This window comes from Embleya sp. NPDC025285 (genome assembly GCF_055558835.1).
Map to the genome: position 1 here is coordinate 40834 of NZ_JBVHLU010000052.1, position 24036 is coordinate 64869.

17 protein-coding genes and 1 pseudogene are annotated in these 24036 nt (G+C 70.2%); 5 read left to right on the forward strand and 13 right to left on the reverse strand.

Going from position 1 to position 24036, the window contains the following annotated elements; translation table 11 throughout:
- Positions 1-48 precede the first annotated feature (48 nt).
- The 9 genes and pseudogenes from ACZ4FV_RS30095 to ACZ4FV_RS30135 all read right to left on the reverse strand — a co-directional run.
- Positions 49-198 (reverse strand): annotated as a pseudogene (locus ACZ4FV_RS30095) (transcriptional regulator); the annotation flags it as partial.
- A gap of 12 nt (positions 199-210) precedes the next feature.
- Complete coding sequence (locus ACZ4FV_RS30100) at positions 211-534, reverse strand: YciI family protein (RefSeq protein WP_395860426.1); 324 nt, start codon at positions 532-534, stop codon at positions 211-213.
- Between the two features lie 120 nt (positions 535-654).
- Positions 655-2355 carry an ABC transporter ATP-binding protein gene (locus ACZ4FV_RS30105; protein ID WP_395860428.1) on the reverse strand — a complete coding sequence of 567 codons (1701 nt, stop codon included), beginning with the start codon at positions 2353-2355 and terminating at the stop codon, positions 655-657.
- A gap of 114 nt (positions 2356-2469) precedes the next feature.
- Complete coding sequence (locus tag ACZ4FV_RS30110) at positions 2470-4347, reverse strand: ABC transporter ATP-binding protein (RefSeq protein ID WP_465323765.1); 1878 nt, start codon at positions 4345-4347, stop codon at positions 2470-2472.
- A 46-nt stretch (positions 4348-4393) separates the two neighbouring features.
- Complete coding sequence (locus ACZ4FV_RS30115) at positions 4394-5464, reverse strand: iron-siderophore ABC transporter substrate-binding protein (protein WP_402233603.1); 1071 nt, start codon at positions 5462-5464, stop codon at positions 4394-4396.
- Positions 5465-5570: 106 nt separating this feature from the next.
- Positions 5571-6440 carry an ABC transporter ATP-binding protein gene (locus ACZ4FV_RS30120; protein WP_395860434.1) on the reverse strand — a complete coding sequence of 290 codons (870 nt, stop codon included), beginning with the start codon at positions 6438-6440 and terminating at the stop codon, positions 5571-5573.
- Positions 6441-6545: 105 nt separating this feature from the next.
- On the reverse strand, positions 6546-7607 hold the full coding sequence (locus ACZ4FV_RS30125; protein WP_402233606.1) for a FecCD family ABC transporter permease: 1062 nt from the start codon (positions 7605-7607) through the stop codon (positions 6546-6548).
- Entirely contained in the window at positions 7604-8674 is a 1071-nt protein-coding gene (locus ACZ4FV_RS30130; protein WP_395860438.1) for a FecCD family ABC transporter permease, read from the reverse strand. The genes ACZ4FV_RS30125 and ACZ4FV_RS30130 overlap by 4 nt, the downstream gene beginning before the upstream one ends.
- A 634-nt stretch (positions 8675-9308) precedes the next feature.
- Positions 9309-10826 (reverse strand): carboxylesterase/lipase family protein, encoded by a 1518-nt coding sequence (locus tag ACZ4FV_RS30135; protein WP_402233608.1) that lies wholly within the window; start codon positions 10824-10826, stop codon positions 9309-9311.
- Between the two features lie 575 nt (positions 10827-11401).
- On the opposite strand from ACZ4FV_RS30135, the gene ACZ4FV_RS30140 reads away from it, so the two are divergent.
- From ACZ4FV_RS30140 to ACZ4FV_RS30160, 5 genes are all read left to right on the forward strand, one after another.
- Positions 11402-12697 carry an extracellular solute-binding protein gene (locus tag ACZ4FV_RS30140; protein ID WP_395860442.1) on the forward strand — a complete coding sequence of 432 codons (1296 nt, stop codon included), beginning with the start codon at positions 11402-11404 and terminating at the stop codon, positions 12695-12697.
- A gap of 284 nt (positions 12698-12981) precedes the next feature.
- Complete coding sequence (locus ACZ4FV_RS30145) at positions 12982-14010, forward strand: carbohydrate ABC transporter permease (RefSeq protein WP_395860444.1); 1029 nt, start codon at positions 12982-12984, stop codon at positions 14008-14010.
- Positions 14007-14918: a sugar ABC transporter permease gene (locus tag ACZ4FV_RS30150; protein WP_395860446.1), complete on the forward strand. Its 912-nt coding sequence runs from the start codon at positions 14007-14009 to the stop codon at positions 14916-14918. Before ACZ4FV_RS30145 ends, ACZ4FV_RS30150 begins: the two co-directional genes overlap by 4 nt.
- Positions 14919-15057: 139 nt before the next feature.
- Positions 15058-16692: a glycoside hydrolase family 13 protein gene (locus tag ACZ4FV_RS30155; RefSeq protein ID WP_395860449.1), complete on the forward strand. Its 1635-nt coding sequence runs from the start codon at positions 15058-15060 to the stop codon at positions 16690-16692.
- 285 nt (positions 16693-16977) lie between these two features.
- The gene (locus ACZ4FV_RS30160) at positions 16978-17997 is read left to right on the forward strand and encodes a LacI family DNA-binding transcriptional regulator (protein ID WP_395860452.1); all 1020 of its coding nucleotides are present in this window, start codon (positions 16978-16980) and stop codon (positions 17995-17997) included.
- 348 nt (positions 17998-18345) lie between these two features.
- Here ACZ4FV_RS30160 and ACZ4FV_RS30165 read toward each other — a convergent pair whose 3' ends face one another.
- The 4 genes from ACZ4FV_RS30165 to ACZ4FV_RS30180 all read right to left on the reverse strand — a co-directional run bounded on the left by ACZ4FV_RS30165 (position 18346) and on the right by ACZ4FV_RS30180 (position 23680).
- A complete protein-coding gene (locus ACZ4FV_RS30165) occupies positions 18346-19341 on the reverse strand; it encodes a phosphatidylglycerol lysyltransferase domain-containing protein (protein ID WP_465323766.1) in 996 nt (331 codons plus the stop codon).
- A gap of 623 nt (positions 19342-19964) precedes the next feature.
- Positions 19965-20810, reverse strand: coding sequence for a protein kinase family protein (locus ACZ4FV_RS30170; RefSeq protein WP_465323767.1), 846 nt, complete (start codon positions 20808-20810; stop codon positions 19965-19967).
- A gap of 98 nt (positions 20811-20908) precedes the next feature.
- Positions 20909-21127, reverse strand: a complete 219-nt coding sequence (locus ACZ4FV_RS30175; protein ID WP_395860458.1) for a hypothetical protein — start codon at positions 21125-21127, stop codon at positions 20909-20911.
- Between the two features lie 309 nt (positions 21128-21436).
- Positions 21437-23680 (reverse strand): MMPL family transporter, encoded by a 2244-nt coding sequence (locus ACZ4FV_RS30180; protein WP_395860460.1) that lies wholly within the window; start codon positions 23678-23680, stop codon positions 21437-21439.
- Between the last annotated feature and the right edge of the window lie 356 nt (positions 23681-24036).

Sequence of the window (24036 nt, forward strand, 5' to 3'; positions counted from 1 at the left end):
CGCAGGCGGGCCGGGCCGGCCCGACACGGTATCGGCCGCCGGCGTCCCTCACGCCTGCGGTGGAGTCCGCCGAGCCGAGTCCGTGAGCCGGTCGGCCAGTGCCACGACGAGGTCGCGGAGTTCATCCGGTCGCTCGATGAGGAACGGCCGGTCCAGCGACGCGAGCACGGCGGGCAGCCAGTCGAGTCGTTCCACGCGCTTCGGGTGCGCTCAGCGCGGCCCCGGCCGAGACCCCGCCGCGCCGCCGAAGGACGGCCCCACCGCACACGGGCGAATGTCGACGTCCCGCCAGACATCGCCGGTCATGTACGGCTCGACCGCCAACCAGGCGTCGAGCTCCGCGCGCGTGGGGAAGTCCAGGACCAACATCGATCCGATCATCCGTCCATCGGCGTCGAGGATCGCCGTACCGAACAACATTCGCCCCGCGGCGACCATCGTGTCACCCAGTTCGATGTGCCGTGGCCTGGCCGCGAGCCGACGGGTCGCGGCGTGCTCGTCGGTTCCGTCGTGGGCGATCAAGAGGAATTGCATGTGGGTCATCCTCCCGCAGGACACCCGCCGATCGACACCCACACGATCGATCGACACCCACAGATCGATCGGCGCCCGCACCATCGATCGTCCGCCACGCGACGAGTCGTCGCCCCCACGTCATCGAGCCACGGCCGAGCAGTAGTCCGCGTCCGTGGCGAGCAGGTTCCGATGGGTGTCCTCGGCCGTGATGACGCCGTCGTCCAGGACCAGCACACGGTCCGCGACGTCCAGGAGGGCCGGACTGCCGGTGATCACGATGGTCGTGCGGCCTCGGCGCAGCTTCGCGATGTTGCGCGCGATGAGCTGTTCGGTGACCGCGTCGACGGCCGTCGTCGGATTGTGCAGGACGAGGACGTCGGTGTCGGCGGCGAGGGCGCGGGCCAGGGACAGCCGTTGCCGCTGCCCTCCGGACAGGTTCGCGCCGCGGTCGCGGACGCCGTACTCGAGTCCTTCGCGGTGCAGGGCGACGACGTCGGTCAGCATCGACGCCTCGACGGCCTCGGGGATCATCCGACTGCCGCCCGACGGGTCGATGTTCGTACGGAGCGTGCCCGCGAAGATCTCCCCGTCGTACGGGTTCACCAGCATGTGTTCTCGGACCGCCTCGATCGACAGGTCCGCGATCTCCCGCCCGCCGACCCGTACGACTCCCTCGTAGGCGTCGGGCGGGACCTGTACGGCCAGAATCGACGCGAGTTCGGCCGCCGCGCGCGGCTGGTAGGCGGCGAGCGCCACGAACTCGCCGGGGCCTACCCGGAACTTCACCTTGTGCAGCGACCCGTATCGCACGCAGTCGATTTCGAGGTCTCCGCCCGACGCCGGGCGCTCCGAGCCCGGGATGGTCGCCGGCGGCGCGGCCAGCACCAGCGCCATCCGCTCGGCCGACGCGCGCGCGATCATCACGTACTTCGGCATGTCCGAGAAGAGCTTGAGCGGTTCCATGATGAACTGCGCCAGCCCCACGGCCATGACGAGTTGGCCGATCGTGATCGCCCCGTCGAACGCCAACAGACCCGCCGTGACGGTCACCGCTACGGCGAGGATCGCGTTGAGGGCCTGGGCGGTACCCGCGTACGCGCCGTTCACCCTGGCCACGGTGATCGCCTGCCGCCGCGCCTCCGCGCTGACTTTGCGGTAGGACAGGAACGCCGCGTGGTTGCCGCCGAAGCCGTGCAGCGGGCGCAGGCCGGTGATCAGGTCGGCGACCTTCGCGCCCGCCCGGGCCACCCGGGCCTGCTGTTCGCGCGTACTGGCGCCGATGCGCTTGGACATCACACTCAGAATGGACAGGATCGCGACGGTCCCCACGATCACCAGCAGGCCGAGCCGGATGTCGGCCAGGCCCAGCGCGATCGCCGCGACCAGTACCGCGACCAGGGAGCTGATCAGCAGCGGCACCACTTCGATGATGTCGGCGGTCTGGTCGGCGTCCTCGGTGGCGATGGTGAGCACCTCGCCGGACTTGAGGTCGACGTCCCTGGCCACCGGCTGGAGACCGCAAGCCGCGACCTCCACCCGCCAGTGGTGCGCCTCGGTCGTGTTGGCCTTCTGCAGGATGCGCATCCCGAACCGCCACGACAACGACACGGTCGTGATGATCACGGCCAGCGCGGCGATCGCCAGGGCGAGTGAGCCCAGGCTTCGGTCGCGCAACGTGTGCTCGACGATCAGGCCGATCGCGATGGGGAAGGCGGTCTCTCCCGCCTGGTACATGCCCATGAGGACGGTGCCCCAGGTCATGGCGCCGGCGTTGCGACGGATCGCGGTGCGCAGGATGGCGGACCCCGAGCGGGGCCGCTGCGTGTCGGGAGTGTTCATCGAGGTGACGGGCATTCGCTTTCCGGTCGGCGGAGTTCGCGGGACTCGCGGAGCTCTCGGGGTTCACAGGGTTCGCGGGGTCGGCGGAGTTCGCGGGATGGACGGAGCCGCCCGTCAACCACCTTCTCGCCAGGCCCGCCACAGCCGGGCGTACCGCCCGCCCAGCGCCACCAACTCCTCGTGCGTTCCCTCCTCCACGACGCGTCCCGCGTCCAACACGGCGATCCGGTCCGCCGCCATCGCCTGGGTCAGCCGGTGCGCCACGAACAACGTGGTCCGGCCCGCGCACGCGGCTCGCACGGCCCGCTCCAGTTCGGCCGCGCCCGCGCTGCCCGCCTCCGCGGTCGACTCGTCGAGCACCACCACCGGCGACCGGCCCAGTACCAGCCGGGCCAGCGCGATCTGGGCGACCTTGGTGACGTCCAGGCGTTCGCCGCCCTCGCCGACCGCGGTGTTCAGCCCGTCGGGCAGCGCGTCGAGCCAGCCGTCGGCGCCGACCGTACGCAACGCGTGCGTCAGTTCGGCGTCCGTCGCCGCCGGTGCGGCCAGCCGCAGATCGTCGGCGAGGGAGCCGGAGAAGACGTGCGTCTCCTGGGTCAGGATGCTCACCAGGGCCCGCGCCCCGGCCTCGTCCAGATCGGCGAGGTCGGTCGACCCCACGCACACCGACCCGGCCTGCGGCGTGCCGATGCCCGCGATCAGCGCCGCCAGCGTCGACTTGCCCGCACCCGTCGCCCCCACCAGCGCGAGCGAACCACCGCCCGGGATCGTCAGGTCGACGTCCCGCAGAACCGGCTCCTCGGTGTCGGGATAGCGAAACGTCAGCCCTCGCACCGTCACCGAGTACGGCGCGCCGTCCACGAACGCGCGGCCCGTGGACGCGACTTCCGCGGATCCGATGCCGGCAGCCGCGACGCCCGAGGGCGCGCCCTGCGCGGACCCGACGCCCACGGTCGCGACACCCGCGTCGCCCACCAGTCGATCCTCGCCCGCCTCCTCCAGCACCCCGACCAGCCGGGTCAGGCTCGCGCCCGACTTCTGCGCCTCGTCGAAGGTGAACATGATGGAGCCCAGCGGAGTGAACAACCGGTGGAACATCAGTGGGGCCGCCGACACCTCGCCCAGGGTGGCGGCACCGGCCTCCAACAGGGCGTACCCGACCACGATGATCAGGACCAGCCCGATGAACTCGGCGCGGTTCTCCCGGCCGACGAACCGGCCGAAGAACCGGAACACCTCGATGCCGAGTTCGCGCACCCGCCACGACTCGCGGGTGACCTTCTCCCGGAAGGTGTCCTCGAGGCGGTACGCCCGTACCGTGTCGATCCCGTCCAACCCGCTGATCAACGCCTGCGCACGGTCGGCCTGCGCCACCCGCTGCTTCCGGTAGAGCGGGGCGGACCGGGGCAGATACCAGCGCAGGGCCAGCGCGTACGCGGGCAACGCGCCGGCGCCCGCCAGTCCCAGTCGCCAGTCCAGTCCGAACATACCGGCCGTGGCGATGACGACCAGCACTCCGGCCGAGAACACCGTGGGGACGGCCGCTCGGATGCCCTTGGACAGCACGGCCACGTCGTCGCCGACCCGGGAGAGCACGTCGCCTCGGCCGACCTGCTCGACGCGTGCGCTCGGCATGCCCAGCACCGCCCGGACCGCGCCTTCGCGCAGCCGCGCGAGCAGGTCCGCGCCCAGTCGTCCGATCAGGTACGTCGACGCGGCGCCGGCCGCCGCGCCAAGGATCGCGGCGGCTCCCAGCAACAGCCCGATGGTGACCAGGATCGAGCGTGACTCGCCCTCGATCACGCCGTCGACCACCCGGCCGAGCAGGAGCACGGGAAGCACTTGGAGCGCCGCCCCGGCCACCGTGGTGAGCACGGTTCCGGCGGTCAGCCACGGCACTTCGCGGCAGTGCGCCGCGACCCATCGGGTGGCCCGGCGTCCGGTCGCCGTGCGCAGGGTCGCCTGCGCCGGACGCGTGTCGGTGGTACTCATCCCCGGCCCGAGGTGGACCGGGGACGGATTATGCCGATCGACATGACTAGCCGGCCGCCTTGACGAGTTCGTCGATGGCGTACGGCAGGGACAGCAACGTGCCCTGGGACATGGCCGCGCCGACCGCCGGGCCCTCGCCGTCCAGCAGGTACGACACCTTCCCGCTCTTGGCCGCGGGCAGGTTGGTGAAGAGCTGGAACTTCTTCAGCGCGTCCTGGTCCACCTGGTCGTTGATGACGAAGATGCGGTCGACGTTGAGCAGATCCATGCGCTCGGGGGAGAGCACCGTGAAGAACTTGCCGTCCGCGATCTTGTCGATCTCCGTCGCACCCTTGAAGCCGATGCCCGTCAGCAATCGTCCGCGCACGTCGGTGGTGGTGAACGGCGCGACCGAGTCCTTGTACCAGGACACCGCGACGGCGGTCTGGTTGGCGAACTCCGGGTGCGCCTTGCGGGCCGCGTCCAGCTTGTCCTGGATGCCCTGCACCATCTTGGTGCCCTCGTCGGACTTGCCCAGCGCCTTGGCGATGTGGATCGCGTTGTCCTGCCACGGCGCGCTGAACGGCTCTTTCTCGGCCTTGGTGCGGCCCACCGTCGGGGCGATCTTGGCGAGCTTGTCGTAGGCGGCCTGGTCGATCTCGGAGTAGACCGCGATGATCAGGTCCGGCCGCAGCGCGGCGATCTTCTCGTAATTGGGGGCGGAGTCCCCGTTGTTCATCACGACCTCGGGGCGGGTGTCGCCCCACTTGTCCTTGGTCCAGGCCCACTGGGTGTTGACGTCGGGGGTCTTGCCCGGCGGGTTGGGGTACTGGTCGACCATGCCGACCGGCTTGATGCCGAGCGCCAGGATGGCCTGGTCGTCGGTGTAGCCCACGGAGACGACCCGCTTGGGGGCCTTCGCCACCTTCGTGGATCCGAACGCGTGCTCCACCGTGACCGGGAAGACGCCGTCGGCGGCGGCGACCGGGGCGTTGCCGCTCGACGTGTCCGCCTTCTTGTCCTTGTCGTCCGAGTCGGACCCGCAACCCGCGAGAAGGCCGACTCCGAGCGCCGCGGCGGACAATATCGCCGCCAACCGTCGCCGGGACCCCATACGCGTCGTTCGATGGTGGAGCATCCGAAATCCCTTGCTTTCGTGCCGTTCGCCGCCCCTCTTGTTAAAGGGCAGGCAAACCATACAGGTACAACTTAGGCAAGGCTAGCCTAAATTGTCGTTGGTCTTCCTATTTTTGATCTTCGTCGGACCCCTGGCCGAGTACGACGTGCGTACGGCCGATCGGCACGATCAACGGTCGGTCGCCCACCGGGTCGTCGATCACTCGCGCACGCAGTCCGAACGCCTCGTGCAGCAAGTCGGCGGTGATCACGTCCCGCGGGTGCCCCTGCGCCAGGATCGACCCCGCCTTCATCACGATGAGGTTGTCGCTGTAGCGCGTGGCCAGGTTGAGATCGTGCAGGACCATGACCACGGTGCGCCCCGCCTCGTGCAGGTCGTCCACCAGGTCGAGTACGTCGATGGCGTGCGCCAGGTCCAGGTAGGTGGTCGGCTCGTCCAACAACAGCAGGTCGGTGCCCTGGACCAGGGTCATCGAGATCCAGACCCGCTGACGCTGACCGCCGGACAGCGCGTCGACCGGGCGGTCCGCCAGGTCGGCCACCCCGGTCATGGCCAGCGCGCGCTCCACCACGGCGGCGTCGTCCGACGACCACTGGCGCAGCCAACTCTGGTGCGGATGGCGGCCCGTGGCGACCAGGTCGGCCACCGTGAGCCCCTCCGGCGCGACCGGGGCCTGCGGCAACAGCCCGAGCTTCTTGGCCACTTCCTTGGTCTTGAGCCTGCCGATGTCGTCGCCGTCCAGCAGCACCATGCCCTTGGTCGGCTTGAGCAGCCGCGACAGGGTCCGCAACAGGGTCGACTTCCCACAGCCGTTGGGCCCGATGATCGTGGTGACCAGCCGTGGCGGTATCACCACGTCGAGGCCGTCGATGACGACCCGGCCGCCGTACCCCACCGTGACGCCCTCGGCCGCCAGCCGTGACACGTGCCCGACCTCGGACTCGTCTTCGGTCTCGGTCATGAACTGAGCGGCCACTACGTCCCCTTGTCTCGGATTTGCTCGACCTTGCATCCACGAAATGCGCTGTGTCCGCCGTCTCGGCTCGTCATGGTTCGCGGCTGCCCGCACCGGCCCCGTCGGCTACCTGAGATTCGCCCGTACCAGCAGATACACGAGGAACGGTCCGCCGATCGCGGCCGTGACCACACCGACCGGGAGGGTGATCGGCAACGCCGTACGCGCGACCAGGTCCGAGCCGATCAGCAACAACGCCCCCACCAGCGCGGAGGCGACCATCGGCGGTGTCGGACATCGCACCAGCCGCATCGCCACCTGTGGCGCCACCAGCGCGACGAACGGGACGGGACCCGCCGCGCTCACCGCCACACCGGCCAGCAGTACCGCGCACAACAGCAGGACCGCGCGCACCGCCCCATACCGCACGCCCAGGCCCGCGGCGACGTCGTCGCCGAAGTGCAGCGGCTTGAACTGGAACGCGACGACCGCCACGACGATCATCAGGACGAGCGTGCACCACAGCGCGATCCGGACCTCGTCCCACGACCGATCCTCCAGCGAGCCGACCAACCACGCCTGGGCCCGGGCCACATCCCTGATGTCGGCCGAGACCAGCAGCCAGGTCGTGACGGCCTGAGTCACGGCGCTCACCGAGATGCCGATCAGGATGAGACGGAGGCCGTCGATCCCGCGCCGCCACGACAGGACGTACACCAGCAGACCCGCGCCGAGACCACCCGCGAGCGCCGCCGCGGACAGCCCCACGGTGCCCGCGATCGCCGCGGATGCCCCGCCCGAAACCGTCACCAGGAACACCGCGACCGCACTGGCGCCCCCGGTGACGCCCAGAACGTCCGGGCTGGCCAACGGATTGCGGGCGATCGACTGGGTGATCGCCCCGGACACCCCCAGCGCGATCCCCACCACGAGACCGGCCATGGCACGCGGCATCCGCAGGTCCATGATCACGAACTCGTCGACCTGCTCACCCCGGCCGAAGATGGTGGCGACCACCTGCGGCAGCCCGATGGGGAAGTCCCCGATGCCGATGGACAGGCAGAACACCAGGAAGGTCGCCGCCGCCAACAGCAGTGTGACGAGCACCATTCGGGGTCGCCACACGAACGACACGTGCCCCAGCCGTACACCCGGTATCGACGATCGTTCGACGTCTGTCGCGCTCATGTCCTCTTGAACTTTCCGCGCCACACCAAGGCCGCGAAGAACGGGGCGCCCAGGAGGGCGACGACGACACCCGCGTCCAACTCGCCCGGTCGCGCCACGACCCGCCCCACGACATCGCAGACCAGGAGCACGACGGCACCGAGCAGACCCGCGTACGGCACCGACCAGCGGTAGTCCGGCCCGGTCAGATACCGGGCCACGTGGGCCACCATGAGACCCAGGAACGCGATCGGACCGCACGCCGCGGTCGCCGCGCCCGCCAGCAGGGTGATGGCGACGATGCCGATGATCCGGCTTCGCGTGATGTTCACGCCCAGCCCCCGCGCCACGTCGTCACCGAGGTTGAGCAGGTTGATGGTGGGAAGCGTGGCCAGGGCCAACACCAACCCGACCCCGACGAAAACGGTCACCGGCCGGATGACGTCGAATCCGACACCGGCCACCGAGCCCGAGTTCCAGAACCGCAGCGCGTTCAGCGACGCCTTGTCCGACAACGCGACCGCGGTGGTCATCGCCGCGAGGAATACCGTGATGCCCTGCCCGGCCAGTGCCAACGTCAACGGGTTGCCGGCGCCCCGGCCGATACTCGCCAATCCGAACACGACGACACCGGCAACCCCCGCACCGAGGAAGGCGAACCAGACATACTGCGTCGGGTCGGCGAACCCGAACACGGAGACGACGGAGACCACCGCGAAGGAGGCGCCGGCGTTCACCCCCAGCAAGCCCGTGTCGGCGATCGGATTGCGGGTGTAGCCCTGGATCAGCGCCCCGCCCACCCCCAGCGCGAGGCCCGCCACGATCGCGAGCACCGTCCGGGGCACCCGCACGGTCTGCACGATGAGCCTGACCTCGTTCTGCCGCTGGTCCGCGTCCGGCGCCGCGAACAACCCGTGCCACACCTCGGCCGGACTCAACGCCCGCGCGCCGACAACCAGCGACACCAGCGCAGCGACCACGAGGACCACCACGAGCGCGACCAGACCCACCACCCGCCGGCGTCGGACCTCCGCGCCGGTGGGCACGACGTGCTCGACGGCGGCCAGGCCCGAATCGACGCGCGTCATCCCTTCGATCCATCGGGGACACACGACCGACGCGAGGCGAACTCCCCGACCGCGCCCCGCCCGTCGACGCGCACGCGGTGCCCGCGGAGTACGACCGGCGCGGCCTGGTCGAACGATCCGAAGCGGAAGCCGGCGAGGTCGAGGACCAACGGTGCGTCATCAGGAAGACCCTGCGACATACCACTCCCATCGTGCGGGGCAGTCGCCTGTCAGGCGTGCAAAAGACATGAAAGGTGGGCACGTCGACAGAGCGGCACGCCGGGACTTAGGTGAGCCTAAGTTAAACGCATGAAACTGTCGATAGGGCAATACGGACACTTGATCATCGACGCCCGTCAAGTCCGGAGAACCCGGGGCTCACCGTCGTCGAATGTGGCGCATCCCACCAATACCGAAACCATCGCCGCTTCCGACGCCGATCGGTCGACTCCGATCAACTACCCCACCGGTACGGGCCGTCCCCGCCGACCGAACGCCCGGCGCGCCGAACCCTCGCGCCGCCACCCATCACATCCGACGCGCGCTCCTCCCCGCCCGACGTCCGCCGAACGAACGGCGGACGGACGGACGGGCGGACATACGCGGCCCGGGCGCCCGCGCCCGGGACGGCGGGCCGTTGGGGTCGAGCGCGTGATCACGGGTGCAACGGGCCGAAGTCCACGTCGGTCCAGGGTGCGTGGACGGGTGCGTGGGGCCGGTCCCGCGTATCCCAGATGTGGGTGTGCCGGCTCGTGTCGTCCAGATGCGGCCAGCCGGGGTCGCCGCCGGCGGCGAAGGCGGCCCAGGCACGCACCATGCGTTGCGAGAGTCCGCGGTCCGCGTCGTCGGGTGGGCCGCCGATGAGGAATCGCACCTCGTCGAGATCGAGGTTGCCGAACGCGAAGGGCACGTCCGCGCAGTGCCAGGCGCGCGGCACCGCACCCGGGGCGCTCGGACGGCGGGTGAAGCGGGACAGGAAGGCCCGGCCACCCGCGCGGGCGTGCCGTTCGGCCAGGCGCCGGCTGTACTCGCCGAACATCACCTCGCCGAGAATCGTGAGATAGACGTCCAGGACCGGCGCCTGCGGCATCGCCGCGCGGTACGCCGTCACCAGGTCCTCGGACAGGCCGAAGTCGGCTGCGAAGACAGCCAGTTGCCGTTCGGTGGTGACCTTCGCACTGCTGCCCACGGCGTCGAGGAGCCAATACTCCTCCGCGGTGTGGCAGACCAGCAGGTCCACTCCCCGCGCCCGGCCGTCGGCCAGGCCGGTGAGGGGGTCGGCGGGCAGCACGTCGCCGTCGACCACCGGTGCGTGGATGACCGGGTCGTAGTGCCGGCGGCCGGAGTGTGGATTGCGCCGGTAGTCGTCGACGACCCGATCGCAAGCGGCCACCAGCGCGCCGGGCGTAGCCGCCGTCAGCGCCTCGGCGGTGACCCGACAGCCGGCCGCCGCCGCGACTTCGGCCGTCGTCGCGGCGGCGAGCTCACGCGAGTGGATCGGAGCCGCGGGACTGTGTGCGATGACGCGGCGGAACAGGCCCCGTGCGCGATCCATCACCATCAGGCAGGCCGCGGCGGTGGCACCGGAGGACTGGCCCGCCACCGTGACGTTGTCGGGGTCACCGCCGAAGCCCGCGATGTTGTCCCGGACCCAGCGCAGCGCGGCGACCTGGTCGAGCAGGCCCCGGTTGTCGGGCAGGCCGGCGCTCGCGCCGCCCGGTACGTGCCCGAAACCCTCGAAGCCCAGCCGGTGGTTGGCGGTGACCACGACCAGTCCGGCCCGGGCCAGAACCACACCGTCGAAGTCGGGCTGCGCGGAGGAACCGAAGGTATGGGCGCCGCCGTGGATCCAGACCAGGACGGGCAGCCGTTCGCCGGCGAGGGCAGGGGTCCAGACATTGACGGTGAGCACGTCCTCGTCCCCCGGCGACCACCCGGGTGTGCCCGGAAGGCGTGCCGATTGCGGGGCGATCGGCCCGAAGCGCGCGCCGTCGCGGATCCCGGTCCACGTCGCCGGCGCGCGGGGTTCGCGGAACCGGTCGACGCCGAAGGGTGGGGCGGCGTACGGAATGCCGAGGATCGCGACCATGTCCGGAACGCGTCGATGCCCGCGCACCGCGCCGTACCGCGTCGCGAACACATCGCCGACCGCGGTCGCGCCCTCACCTTCCACTCCGGCACCCGCACCGACTCCCATATCGGCATTGGCCTCATATCCGGCATTCACACCATTGCCGGTCTTCCCGACATCCACCGGATCACCTTTCGACACACGACGAACCGCCGCCCTCGGGAACAACGCCCGGAGAAAAACGACGCCCCGCACCGGCCGAAGACCCGCCGACCGGCGACACCCCCGCAAGTCGCGCACGCGCTCTTGCTGAAAGTTCTTGCAAGCCGATGTGAACCTAGGCCCGCCCTGACGCCACGTCAATATGCGGCAACCCCAAGGCCCTTCCCCCGAGATCGGGCTCGACCGGGGACAAAACGGAAGCGCCGGGAGCCGTCTCCACCCCGCGACACCCCGCCTCCGCCAAGCATCACCCCAGACATCGAGCCGCCCACACGACCTTCCCCGCACTCGGCGCGTTCACCCAATGGCAATCCGCAAACCGTTGCGGAAATATCTTGCAAGCTCTTCCACTGGAGGACCTCCCGTTGCTACGTTCCTTCCCGCAGTCCGGTGGCCGCCCCGGCCAACGGACGGTCCGATGCCCCGGTGGCCGGACCCATTCCCGAGGAGTGCAGATGCGACGGAGCATTTCCGCGGCGGCCGCAGCCGCGGCGCTCACGCTCACGCTCACCGCATGTGGCGGTGACGACGGCGGCGCCAAGGGCGGACAGCCCGCGGCGGCCAAGGACCCCGCGGCGGTGTCCGGCACGGTGACCTGGTGGGACACCTCCGACTCCACCAGCGAGGCGCCCGCCTACAAGGAACTGATAGCCAAGTTCGAGGCGGCGTACCCCAAGATCAAGATCAAGTACGAGAACGTCCCGTTCGACGACGCCCGCGACAAGTTCAAGACCGCGGCCCAGGGCGGCACCGGCGCACCGGACGTGCTGCGCTCCGACGTCGGCTGGAACCCGGCCTTCGCCGAACTGGGGTACCTCCAGCCGCTCGAAGGCACGCCCGCGCTGAACCGCCGGGAGGGCTTCCTGCCCAGCTCGTTCGCAAGCACCCAGTACAAGCAGAAGACCTACGGCGTCCCGCTCGTGACGGACACCCTCGCGCTGCTCTACAACAAGGAACTGCTCGCGAAGGCCGGCATCACCAAGCCGCCGGCCACGTGGGACGAGGTCAAGGCCGCGGGGCTCGCGGTCAAGGCCAAGACCGGGAACGCGGGCGTGTTCATGAAGCCGCAGGGCTTCTACGCGCTGCCGCTCATCTACGGCGAGGGCGGTGGGCTGGTCGACGTGCAGGCGAAGAAGATCACCGTCAACGACGACAAGGCGCAGAAGGCCATCGGCATCGGCAAGGACCTGATCGACTCCGGCGCGGCGGTCACCGACGTGACCAAGGATGCCTACTCGAACATGCAGGCCATGTTCAAGGAGGGCAAGCTGGCCATGATGATCAACGGCCCCTGGTCGATCGGCGACGACCTCAAGGGTCCGGCGTTCGCGGACAAGGCCAACCTGGGCATCGCCCCGGTCCCCGCAGGCAGCACGGGCAAGGCGGGCTCCCCCACCGGCGGCCACAACCTGGTCGTCTACGCGGGCTCGAAGAACCTCGACGCGTCCTACCTGTTCGTCGAGTTCCTCACCCGGCCGGAGAACCAGGCGTTCACGGCGGAGAAGAACCACGTTTTGCCCACCCGGACCGAGGCGTACTCGATGGGCACGGTCTCCTCCGATCCCACCATCACCGCCTTCCGCGCCGCGCTCGACACCGCCGTGCCGGGACCGCCCCTGGCCCGCGCGAGCGACCTGTTCGACCCGATGGACACGACGATGGAGAAGATCTACAGCGGTCAGGTCTCGACCAAGGCCGGTCTCGACGACGTCGCCAAGGCGGCCCGGGGCATCCTGCCCGACTTCAAGTAGCGACGACGGGCGTCTCCTCACACCCGCACCCGGGCCGAGGAGACGCCCGGACCGCCGCGTCCGACCGGCGCATCCGACCCCGCGTCCGACCGGCGAGTCCGACCCCCGACGTCCCGACCGGCCCGTCCGACCTCCGCGTACGTCCGGCGGTCCGCGCACGTCGAACGGGTGGGCGCGTGCTCGATCCCCGCGCCCACCCGCCCCAACCCCCAGGCACCGCACCGTGGCTGACGCTGCGTCAGGAACACGGACGGTGCGGTCGCAGGCTACGAGGCAGGACCATCATGACCACCACCATCGAGGCACCGGAGTCCCCCGGGTCGCCCTCCGTCCCCGAAGGCAAGACACCGCGCAAACCCGCCGCGGGCCGCTTCCGTCGGATCCTGCGCCGGTTGCGCAGGTCGTACGACTCGCACTGGTACGCCTGGGCCATGGTGCTCCCGGTCGTCCTGGTCCTGGGTGTGCTGGTGGGATACCCGCTCGTCCGCGGGCTCTACTACTCGTTGACCGACATCAACGAGGCCAACATGGGCCGCACGATCGGGGTCAACCACATCCCCGCCACCTACGAGTGGGTGGGCCTGAAGAACTACCGCAACGTGCTCTCCGGCAGCGACGGCAACTTCTACCCGAAGCTGCAATGGACGATGATCTGGACGGTCTCCTGCGTCGTCCTGCACTACACGCTCGGCCTGGGCCTCGCGGTGCTGCTCAACCGCAAGGTCCGGTTCAGCGGGATGTACCGGATCATGCTCGTCGTCCCGTGGGCGGTGCCCGCGTTCGTCTCCGCGTTCGCGTGGCGGCTGATGCTCAACAAGGACAACGGCGTGATCAACTCGATCCTCGGCGGCGCGGGCATGGACCCCGTCGACTGGCTCGGGCAGCCGACCACGGCCAAGATCGCCGTGATCATGGTCAACGTCTGGATCGGCGTGCCGTTCAACATGGTGGCGATCCTGGGCGGACTCCAGTCGATCCCCCAGGAGCAGTACGAGGCCGCCGAGATGGACGGGGCCACGCCCTGGCAACGCTTCCGCTACGTCACCCTGCCCGGCCTGCGCCCGATCAGCGCGACGATCATCCTGCTCGGCGTGATCTGGACGTTCAACCAGTTCGCCGTCATCTACCTGGTCACCGAGGGCGGGCCGTTCGGCTCCACGGAGATCCTGGTGACGTTCGCCTACAAGCTCGGGTTCGCCAACATCCGCGACTACGCCGGGGCCGCGACCTACGGGGCGATCATCCTGTCGATGCTCATCCTGTTCGCGACCGCCTACCGTCGCACCCTCGACCGCAAGGGGCAGGCGGCATGACCACGACCAGCACACCCCGAACCGCCCGGGCCGAGCCCACCATCCCCGGCCGGCGACCCACCGCACGGCCGCGCAGGCGGGCCCGCGGCGAACGCGGCCGACTCGCCTCCATCGCGCTGCACACCGCCCTCCTGATCGCGAGCGCGATCGGGATCTTCCCGGTCCTGTGGGTTGCGCTGACCTCGCTCAAGCCGGGCGACGACTGGCAAAAGCCGGGCAGCTTCGCCGGGTTGTCCCTGGACAACTACCGAGACGTGCTCTCCGACGGCTCGTTCGTGCGCTGGTTCGGCAACTCGATCGTCGTCGCGCTCGGCACCACGCTGCTCGGCGTGTTCATCGCCGCGAGCGCCGGCTACGCCCTGTCCCGGATGCGATTCCCCGGCCACAAACCGCTGATGTGGGCCTTCCTGGTCGTGCAGATGTTCCCGGTGGCCGTGCTCATCGTGCCGATGTACACGATCATGGCGAAGCTGCACCTGATCAACACCTACGGCAGCCTGATCCTCGCCTACTGCACGGTGGCCGTGCCGTTCTGCGCCTGGATGCTCAAGAGCTACTTCGACACGATCCCGCGCGAGATCGACGAGGCTGGACGGGTCGACGGACTGACCCCGTTCGGCACGTTCTGGCGGCTGATCATGCCGCTGGCCCGGCCCGGCCTCGCGGTGACCGCGTTCTACAGCTTCCTCACCGCGTGGGGCGAGGTCGCCTACGCGACGACCTTCATGAACGACCGCAAGCACTACACCCTCGCGGTCGGCCTGAGCACCTGGGTGGGCCAGTTCAAGAGCGAGTGGGGCCTGATGACCGCGGCCTCGGTGCTCATCACCATTCCCGCGGCGCTGGTCTTCTTCTTCGTCCAGCGACACCTGGTCTCCGGCCTCACCGCGGGCGGGACCAAATCCTGACCCCGACACCGGGCACTCGGAACCGGCCGCGCCCGGACACCATCCCTTCGCACCTCACCGCATCGCACCGCGTCGCACCGCGACACACCGCACCGCAACGCACCGTGAGCCGACCGTACGACAGGACGACAGGACAGCCATGAACCTCCCCCTGACTCTCCCCGAGCCATCGCGGACCCGGGACAACCCCGAGCCCTGGTGGCGGGACGCGGTCATCTACCAGGTGTACGTGCGCAGCTTCGCCGACGGCAACGGCGACGGCGTGGGCGACCTGCTGGGCATCCGCACCCGGCTGCCCTACCTGCGCGACCTGGGCGTGGACGCACTGTGGATCACTCCCTTCTACGCGTCGCCGATGGCCGACGGCGGTTACGATGTCGCCGACTACCGGGCGGTCGACCCGACCCTGGGCACGCTCGGCGACATCGACGCCCTGGTACGCGAGGCGCACGCACTGGGTCTGCGGGTGATCGTCGACATCGTGCCCAACCACACCTCGGACCGACACGCCTGGTTCCGCGAGGCCCTCGCCGCCGCACCGGGCGACGCCGCGCGCGAGCGCTACATGTTCCGCGACGGTCGGGGCGCGGACGGCGAACTCCCGCCCAACGACTGGGAGTCCGTCTTCGGCGGCCCGGCCTGGACCCGGCTGCCCGACGGCTCCTGGTACCTGCACCTGTTCGCCCCCGAACAGCCCGACCTCAACTGGCACCACCCCGAGGTCCGCGCCGAGTTCCTGGACATCCTCGCCTTCTGGCTCAACCTCGGCGTGGACGGTTTCCGGATCGACGTCGCACACGGCATGTTCAAGGAACCCACCCTCGCCGACATCGGGCACGACCGGCAGATCTCCCTGCTCGGCACGCAGGCCCTGCCGTACTTCGACCGCGACGAGGTACACGAGATCTACCGCGACTGGCGGGCCCTGCTCGACACCTACCCCGGCGATCGGGTCGCGGTCGCCGAGGCATGGGTGCCCGATGCCGCGCGGCTCGCGCTGTACCTGCGCCCGGACGAGTTGCACCAGGCCTTCAACTTCCACTACCTGGGCACCGATTGGTCGGCGCCGGCCTTCCGCGCGGTGGTCGACGACTCGCTCGCCGCCGTCGCGGACGTCGGCGCGCCCGCCACCTGGGTGCTCTCCAATCACGACGTGCAACGGCACGTCACCCGGTACGGCGGCGGGCCGCTCGGGCAGGCCCGGGCCCGCGCCGCGGTGCTGCTCACCCTCGCGCTGCCCGGCTCCGCCTACCTCTACCAGGGCGAGGAACTCGGCCTTCCCGAGGTCACCGACCTGCCCGACGAGGTCCTCCAGGACCCGCAGTGGGAACGGTCCGGCCACACCGACCGCGGTCGCGACGGCTGCCGGGTGCCGATCCCGTGGGACGGCGCCGAGGCGCCCTTCGGCTTCGGTCCGCCCGGGTCGCGCGAAAGCTGGCTGCCGGTACCGGCCGACTGGCAGGGGCTGAGCGTGCAGGCCCAGCGCGGCCGACCCGACTCGATGCTGGAGTTGTACCGCGAGGCCCTGCGCCTGCGCCGCGCCCTGCCGGGGCTGGGCGGCGGAACACTGCGCTGGATCGACGCGCCGGACGGCTGCCTCGCCTTCGAGCGCGGCGCCGAGTTCGTGTGCGTGGTCAACTTCGGCGACGCGCCGGTGACGATCCCCGCGTACGGCCGGCAACTGCTCGCCGGTGCGCCCCTGGTCGCGGCCGAAGCGGGCGGCGTGCTGCTGCCGGCCGACACCGCGGTGTGGTGGGAGCGGACGGCCGAGTGAGCCGTGCACCGCTCGGCGGCGCCGTGTGCGGGCACGGCGCCGCCGACGGTGACCTCGGCGGGCCGGCCCGACGGCGCCCGGCCGTACCTTTTCCGTTCGTCGCGATGATCGTCCGGGGCGGGCCGCGTTACACCCGGTCCGCCGCCGGTAACGATCCGCTCCGCCTTCGCGGGCGGCGTCCCACCCTTCGCCCCGCAGCGTGCTGACGACCCGTCACCTGTGTCGCAGCAGGAGGATTTCCCCGACATGACTTTCCCTTCGTCCGGTCAACTAGAGTCATCTCCCATGACCCCCAGGCTTTCCGACATCGCTGCTCAGGCAGGTGTGAGCGAGGCCACGGTCAGTCGCGTCCTCAACGGCAAGCCCGGCGTGTCCGCGGCCACCCGGCGAGTCGTCCTGGCCGCCTTGGACCTGCTGGGCTACGAGCGGCCGACCCGGTTGCGCCGGCGCAGCGCCGGCCTCGTGGGGCTGATCACGCCAGAGCTCGACAACCCGATCTTTCCCGCGTTCGCGCAGGTCATCGAAAGCGCGCTGACCCAGCGCGAGTTCACCCCGGTGCTGTGCACGCAGACCCCCGGTGGGGCGACCGAGGACGAGTTCACGCACCTGCTCATCGAGCGCGGGGTCTCCGGGATCATCTTCGTCTCCGGCATGCACGCCGACACCACGGCGGGTATCGAGCGCTACACGAAGTTGTCGGCCGAGAACGTGCCGATGGTGATGATCAACGGCTACGCGGAGGGCGTGGACGCGCCTTTTCTCTCCACCGACGACCGGCTCGCGATGCGGCTCGCGGTCAGCCACCTCGTCGAGCTCGGGCACGAGCGAATAGGCCTGCTGTCCGGGCCGCGCCGATTCGTGCCGGTCATCCGCAAGGCCGAGGGCTTCCTGCGGACGATGGCCGAGCTCCTGGGCACCGACGAGGACGACGCGCTTCTGGAGAACACCATCTTCTCCTTCGAGGGTGGTGCCGCCGGCGCCCGGACGCTGCTCGACCGGAACGCCACCGCCCTGGTCTGCGGGAGCGACGTGATGGCCCTGGGCGCGATCACCACGATTCGCGAGCGCGGCCTCTCGGTCCCGCACGACGTCTCGGTGATCGGCTTCGACGACTCGCCGTTCATCGCGTACACCGACCCGCCGCTGACCACCATCCGCCAGCCGGTGCAGGCCATCGGACTGGCGGCGGTCCGCGCGCTCTTCGACGAGTTGGCCGGCATCCCGGCGCCTCGGTCGGAGTTCGTCTTCCGCCCCGAACTCATCGTGCGCGGGTCGACGGGCTCCGGGCCGAGAATCCAGCGCTGACCCGTCGGGTCGGCCCGATCGATCCGGCCGGTGCGACATCGCCCCTGGAGGGCGTGGTCCCCCCAACCCGCCGACGTCCGCGCCAACCCTCGATCACGGGCGCCCGCGGTGGGAAGCGAAGAGTGTCGTGTTCCGGGTCCACGCCCGTGCCGATCTCCGATTCCAGGCCGTGCACGGTGACTTGGTACTCGTGGTCGACCTTGAACTCGGCCGTGACCAGGATGTGGAACAGCGAATTCGCGCCGATCCGGGCCGGGGCCGGCACACGGCACCTCGTTCCGATCGCGCGAGGGCGGCGCCGGTGGGCCCACGCCGCCGCGAACCCACCGAGACGTCACGGACAACCGATCACAACACCCGGGTTGCCCGCAGCAGACGCCACACCGCCGCCACACGAACACGATCCTGGAAAGCCAGGTACTCGGGTTCACACACGTGCGGTGCCCACTTGAGTTTGAAGGCCGCCTGCGTCCTCGCCGGGTAGAGCTCGCGCCCGGGTCTCGCCCCCTGCCGGATCGCCCATCCGAGAAGACCGGAGGCACAGGGCGGTTCGTGCTCGTCCGCCAGCCCGACGAACGGTGCGAGCCCGAGATGCAGCCAGCCCGCCCCCTCCTCGGTGAAACGACTCAACGCCGTGAGGTTGATCAACTCGTGTGTGCCGACCGGGGCTTGTGGACGACGGCGGGATAGATCGCACAACCACCCCGGTCGACTCCCCCAGGCCGGCGCGTACGTGATGTAGGCGACGGTCGTCCCGCGGTGGCGCGCCACGAACGTACGACGCAGCGTCCGGCCGATCCCGCCGTGTTCGCCGACCATGAACGCCAATTGCCGCACGTAGCGGCCCTTGTCGCGCAACCACTCCCGGTCGATGTCGTCCAGGGTGCGTCGATCGGGCAGGGCTTCGGATTCCACCTCCGTGACGGTGACCCCCTCCCGCCGGGCCCGGGAGACGTTCTGGCGGACCTTGGCCAGGGCCTTACCGCGCAGCGTGAAGCGGGACAGGTCGATGCCGTAGGAGACACCGAGCTGGTTGATCACGAATCCGCGGTCGGCGTAGACGGCGATGTCGTGGGAGCGAAGCTGAACCGCGGTCAGTGACTTCGGCCGGCCCGGGCCGTGGCCGAGCATATGCAGATACTCGTCCAGCAGGCGTCCTCGGTCCGCGGGCGCCGCGAAAGGTCCGGCGAACTGGATGTGATGCGGGTACCCCGGCCGAAAGGCGACGAGCCCGGGAACGCCGCTCCCGTAGTAGTGCCGGGTCCGGGAATTGACCGCCAGGAAGGCACTCGGATGGTCGGCGTGGGTGCGCAGCACCTCGATCGCGTTCCGCCCGCTCGCCACCGGCCTCTGCGCACCCTGCGACGGAACCGCGGCGACCGCGGCCGCCGCCCCTTCACTCGACCCCGGGTCCCGCTCACCCGACGCCGGGACGGCAGCCTTCATCGTCGCCCCCATGCGACCGTCGGCGCAGGCCGGCCCCCCGCGCACTCGACGGCGCAGAAGCCGAAGAACGTCGTGGGTACGACCCACCTCGGGTATCGCCGTTCCGCGCCGAAACGGATCCGCGAACTCGTGTCGTTGTCTCGTGCCGCGACGAAAGACGGCTCTTCTCTGCCGAAGGTCATGGCTTCCCTGCACTCGGGGCGATCATGTCGCAAGGACAAACGAGCCGTCCGGACGTGCCGACACGCCTTCCCGCGAAATCACCCACGAGTTTCACTCGATCCGTCCCGCCCACCACCCCGGGCCCGACCGGAGAGCCGCCCCTCGGCCCGCGACGGGCCGAATCGGCACGACAACCCCACCCACGGACCCGAGACCGACCCGCCCTACCGACTCCGACGGAGCCCGTTCGGAGTCGGTAGGGCGGGTCGACGGGTCGACGGGTCGACGGACAGGCATGCAGGTGGGAGCGCGGGCGGGCAAGCGTGGCCGGTCAGGCCGTCAGTGCCGGGGAGACGGCTTCACCGCCCGGGGATGGGGTCTTCGGTGGAAAAGCCACCTGTGCTTCGTCGGCTCGGATCCGGGGTCGTCGTCGCCGCGATCAGCTTCTCCAGTTCGGGGTCGGCCCAGGGCAGTTCGGGAGACAGGGGTGGGCGGTGTCGCCCTGTGGCGATGTCCTCGAGGATGTCCCGGGGGGTGACGTCGGGGCCGAGCAGGCGGGTGGTGGCGGGGGCGTGGCCGGTCCAGGCCCAGCGCAGGGACGCGCCGAGGCTGTAGATCTCGGCCTCGGTGGTGAGGGTGATGTCGACGTCGGGTTCGGTGCCGAGGAGTTCGCGGGCGATCTCGGGGGCGGTGGATTGGTCCATGCCGCCTCGGTAGGGGCCCGGCAGGGGGAGGTCGCGGTGGTGGGTGAGGTCGTGGTCGATGAACTCGATCGCGCCGTCGGGGGTGACGAGGATGTTGGCCGGTTGTATGTCGCCGTGGCGCCATCCCGCGGCGTGGAGTCGGTGCAGGGCGGCGAACGCGTGGCGGCCGATGCCGCGGAGCCGCCGCGCGTGCTCGGGTGACGGGATTTCGCGGGCGGCCAGGCCCCAGTCCCACAGGGTGGTGCCCGGACGCCAGGGGATCGCGGTCCACACGCCTTGGGCGAGGCGTCCGCTGGTGGCGTCGACGGGATGCAGACCTCGGGCGTGGAGGAGTGCGACGGCGCGGGCCTCGTGCAACAGCGGTGCGGCGTAGGCGGGTTCGGTCGCCGTCTTGATCTTCCATTGCCCGGCACGCCAGGCGGTGGTGTGGTCCTGGGTGAGCGGGCGTGGGGGGTCCTCGATGCCCAGGTGGCGCAGGGCGGCGGCGAGCAACGGGTCCATCGTCACATCCTCGCGGGTGCGCGCGTGGTCGGCGTGGCCGCCGAGCCGTCGCCACGGAGGCGACTTCGGTCGGGCGCACGCCGATCACGCGCGCGTCGTCAGTCGTCCTTCTTCCAGCGACCGGCTTCCTGGGTGCCGGTGTAGTTCGCCATCGCGGCGGGGTCGGCCGTGTGGATCAGCGGTGTTCCGTCGGCGACGACGTTGAGGCCGAGGTCGGGATCGAAGCGGTGCTCGGGCAGAGGCCGGCGGTGCTCGCCGTCGGCGGGGGCAGGGGCGGGCGCGGGGGCCCTGCGGGTGAGGATCAGGGGTCGAACCATGAGGCTTCTCCTGTCCGTTCGGTGCGGGCACCGGGCGTCGGGACGTGCCGACCGGGCCATACTCCGAGTGAACCCCGCGTCGCCTCGCCGGTACAGAGTCCGGTGGCTTAAAAGGTGGAAAACGACGGGCGCCACCGCCCCGCCGCATCGGATCCGAGGGATCACACCGCCAAGCCTCCTTAAATGACTTGCCGTTCGTTATAAGCAATAACTCCCTCGAACCACGGACACCCGCCGCGCTGCCCATCGGCGGCACGGCGGGTGTCGGTCACCTCGGGGTTCCCGTCAGTCGGTCACCTCGAGGGCCCGTCAGTGGACCTTGACCAGGTCGGGGCCCGGTACTTCCTCCCCGGCGTTGCCCGCGGCCCGGGCGTCGATGTGCTTCCGCAGGCTCTCGCCCTCCACGTCGACGTTCGGCAGGATGCGGTCGAGCCACTTCGGCAGCCACCACGCGGACTTGCCCAGCAGGGCGAGCACGGCCGGGACGACCGCCATGCGTACCACGAAGGCGTCCAGGAACACGGCCGCGGCGAGGCCGAAACCGATCATCTTGATCATCGAGTCGGTGGCCCCGATGAAGCCGGCGAAGACCGCGATCATGATGATCGCCGCGGCGGTGACCACGCGTGCGCCGTGCTTGAAGCCGCTGACGATCGACTCGCGCGGGCTCTCGCCGTGCACGAACGCCTCACGCATTCCGGTGACGAGGAAGACCTCGTAGTCCATCGCCAGGCCGAACACCACGCCGATCAGGAAGATCGGCATCATGCTCATGATCGGGCCGGTCTGTTCGACACCGAACAGTTCGTTCAGCCAGCCGTACTGGAAGACCATGACCACCGAGCCGAGCGCCGCGGCGACCGACAACAGGAATCCGAGGGCCGCCTTGAGCGGCACCAGGATCGACCGGAACACCGCGATCAGCAGCAGGAAGGCGAGCCCGACCACAAGGATCAGGTACGGGAGCAGCGCGTCGTTGAGCTTCTGCGAGAAGTCGATGTTCAGCGCGGGGGTACCGCTGACCAGCGTCTTCGACCCGCTCGCCGAGTCGGCCGTCTTGACGGTGGAGCGGATGTCGTGAACGAGCGTCTCGGTCTTCGGGTCGCTCGGCTTGGTCGTCGGCGTGACCTGGATGGTGGCCAGGTTGCCGGCGTCGTTGAAGGCGACGGCACCGACGGACGCGACGCCCTTGCCCTTGAGGGTCTCCACCTGACGGCGGACCGCCTCGGCGGCGGCCGGGCTGTCCTTGCTCTTGGCGGTGTCCACGACCAGCATCAGCGGACCGTTGAACCCGGGGCCGAAGCTCTCGGCGAGCATGTCGTACGCCTGGCGCTGCGTGGTGCTGGTCGGCTGCGCGCTGTCGTCCGGCAGACCGAGGTTCATGCTCGCCGCGGGCAGCGCGACGGCGCCGAGCCCGACCACGGAGAACAGCAGTACGGCCACCGGGTGGCGCAGAACGAAGCGGGCCCAACGCGAGCCCATGTTCGGCTTCTCGTTACCGTGACCGAGACCGGCCTCGTGCTTGGCCGCGCGCTTGCGGTCCTTGCGGCCGAAGATGCGCTTGCCGGCGAAGCCCAGCAGCGCCGGCACGAAGGTCAGCGCCACGAGCACGGCGATCACGACCGTGAAGGCCGCGGCCAGACCCATCTCGGTGAGCACCGGAATGTTCACCACGGCCAGGCCGGACAGCGCGATGACGACGGTGAGCCCGGCGAAGACGACCGCCGAACCCGCGGTGCCCACGGCCCGCCCGGCGGCCTCCTCCGGTTCACGCCCCAGCCTCAGCTCGGTGCGGTATCGGGAGACGATGAACAGCGCGTAGTCGATACCGACCGCGAGACCGATCATCATCGCCAGCGTGGACGTGCTCTCGGAGAGGTCGAAGATGCCGGCCACCGCGGTGATCCCGGCTATGCCGATGCCGACCCCGAGGATCGCGGTGAGCAGCGGCAGCCCGGCGGCGATCATCGCGCCGAAGGTGATCGCGAGCACGACGGCCGCGACCCCCACACCGATGATCTCGCCGTTGCCGACGCTCGACTCGGCGACCAGCGCGTCGCCGCCCACCTCGACGGTGAGCCCCGCGCTCTGGCCCTGCTTCACGGCGCCCTTGAGGATGTCGCGGGACGAGTCCTTGAGCAGGTCGGCCCCGACCAGGTAGTCCACCGTCGCGTACGCGGTCCGCCCGTCGGCGCTCAGCGTCGCGGCCGAGAACGGGTCGGAGGCGTCGGCGATCTCCTGGGTGCCGCGCAGTGCGCCCATCGTCTTCTCGACGCCGGCCTTGTTCTGCGGTGCATCGATCCGCTGCCCGTCGGGGGCTCGGAAGACGATGCGTGCGGTGGCCCCGCCACCTCCGGAGTCCGGACTGCGCTCCTCGAGCAGGTCGAGGGCCTTCTGTGCCTCGATCCCGGGGATCGAGAACGGCTTGGCGGCGGGCTTGGAGGCGGATGCGGCGCCCACGCCGACGGCGACGAGGATCGCCACCCAGATCAGCAGCGCGAGTCGCCTCCGGCGGAACGTCAAGCGCCCGAGTCGATACAGGAAGGTAGCCATGGAAACGGATCTCCGGGTCGGTCGAGGGGTCGACAACGGCCCGCGGGCCCGGCCCGGGGCGGCAGGCATCGCCGGTCGGGCGGAACGCGGAAGTGTCGGCGCGCCGAGGCAAGGCATACGGACGTGCCGGGAACTGCGGTACGAGGGGTCAAGGCAAGGGAGGACTCACCACGTCGGGCGGGAGTCCGGGCGCGGCACACCCACCGGAGGAGGTGCCACGTGTCGGTGAAGCGATCGGGTCGGGCGTGGAACGGGGCGGATCCGGGTCAGGCCGGACAGCGTCCGCCGAACGACCGGGCAGTCGACGGACGTCGGCGGTCCACCGGACGGTCGTCGTGGGTGCCGGGCCGACGGTG

Coding starts and splice junctions, on each gene's coding strand:
- ACZ4FV_RS30100 (WP_395860426.1), bottom strand. CDS start 534: ATGCAATTCCTCTTGATCGCCCACGACGGAACCGACGAGCACGCCGCG.
- ACZ4FV_RS30105 (WP_395860428.1), bottom strand. CDS start 2,355: ATGAACACTCCCGACACGCAGCGGCCCCGCTCGGGGTCCGCCATCCTG.
- ACZ4FV_RS30110 (WP_465323765.1), bottom strand. CDS start 4,347: ATGAGTACCACCGACACGCGTCCGGCGCAGGCGACCCTGCGCACGGCG.
- ACZ4FV_RS30115 (WP_402233603.1), bottom strand. CDS start 5,464: ATGCTCCACCATCGAACGACGCGTATGGGGTCCCGGCGACGGTTGGCG.
- ACZ4FV_RS30125 (WP_402233606.1), bottom strand. CDS start 7,607: ATGAGCGCGACAGACGTCGAACGATCGTCGATACCGGGTGTACGGCTG.
- ACZ4FV_RS30130 (WP_395860438.1), bottom strand. CDS start 8,674: ATGACGCGCGTCGATTCGGGCCTGGCCGCCGTCGAGCACGTCGTGCCC.
- ACZ4FV_RS30140 (WP_395860442.1), top strand. CDS start 11,402: ATGCGACGGAGCATTTCCGCGGCGGCCGCAGCCGCGGCGCTCACGCTC.
- ACZ4FV_RS30145 (WP_395860444.1), top strand. CDS start 12,982: ATGACCACCACCATCGAGGCACCGGAGTCCCCCGGGTCGCCCTCCGTC.
- ACZ4FV_RS30150 (WP_395860446.1), top strand. CDS start 14,007: ATGACCACGACCAGCACACCCCGAACCGCCCGGGCCGAGCCCACCATC.
- ACZ4FV_RS30155 (WP_395860449.1), top strand. CDS start 15,058: ATGAACCTCCCCCTGACTCTCCCCGAGCCATCGCGGACCCGGGACAAC.
- ACZ4FV_RS30160 (WP_395860452.1), top strand. CDS start 16,978: ATGACCCCCAGGCTTTCCGACATCGCTGCTCAGGCAGGTGTGAGCGAG.
- ACZ4FV_RS30170 (WP_465323767.1), bottom strand. CDS start 20,810: ATGGACCCGTTGCTCGCCGCCGCCCTGCGCCACCTGGGCATCGAGGAC.
- ACZ4FV_RS30175 (WP_395860458.1), bottom strand. CDS start 21,127: ATGGTTCGACCCCTGATCCTCACCCGCAGGGCCCCCGCGCCCGCCCCT.
- ACZ4FV_RS30180 (WP_395860460.1), bottom strand. CDS start 23,680: ATGGCTACCTTCCTGTATCGACTCGGGCGCTTGACGTTCCGCCGGAGG.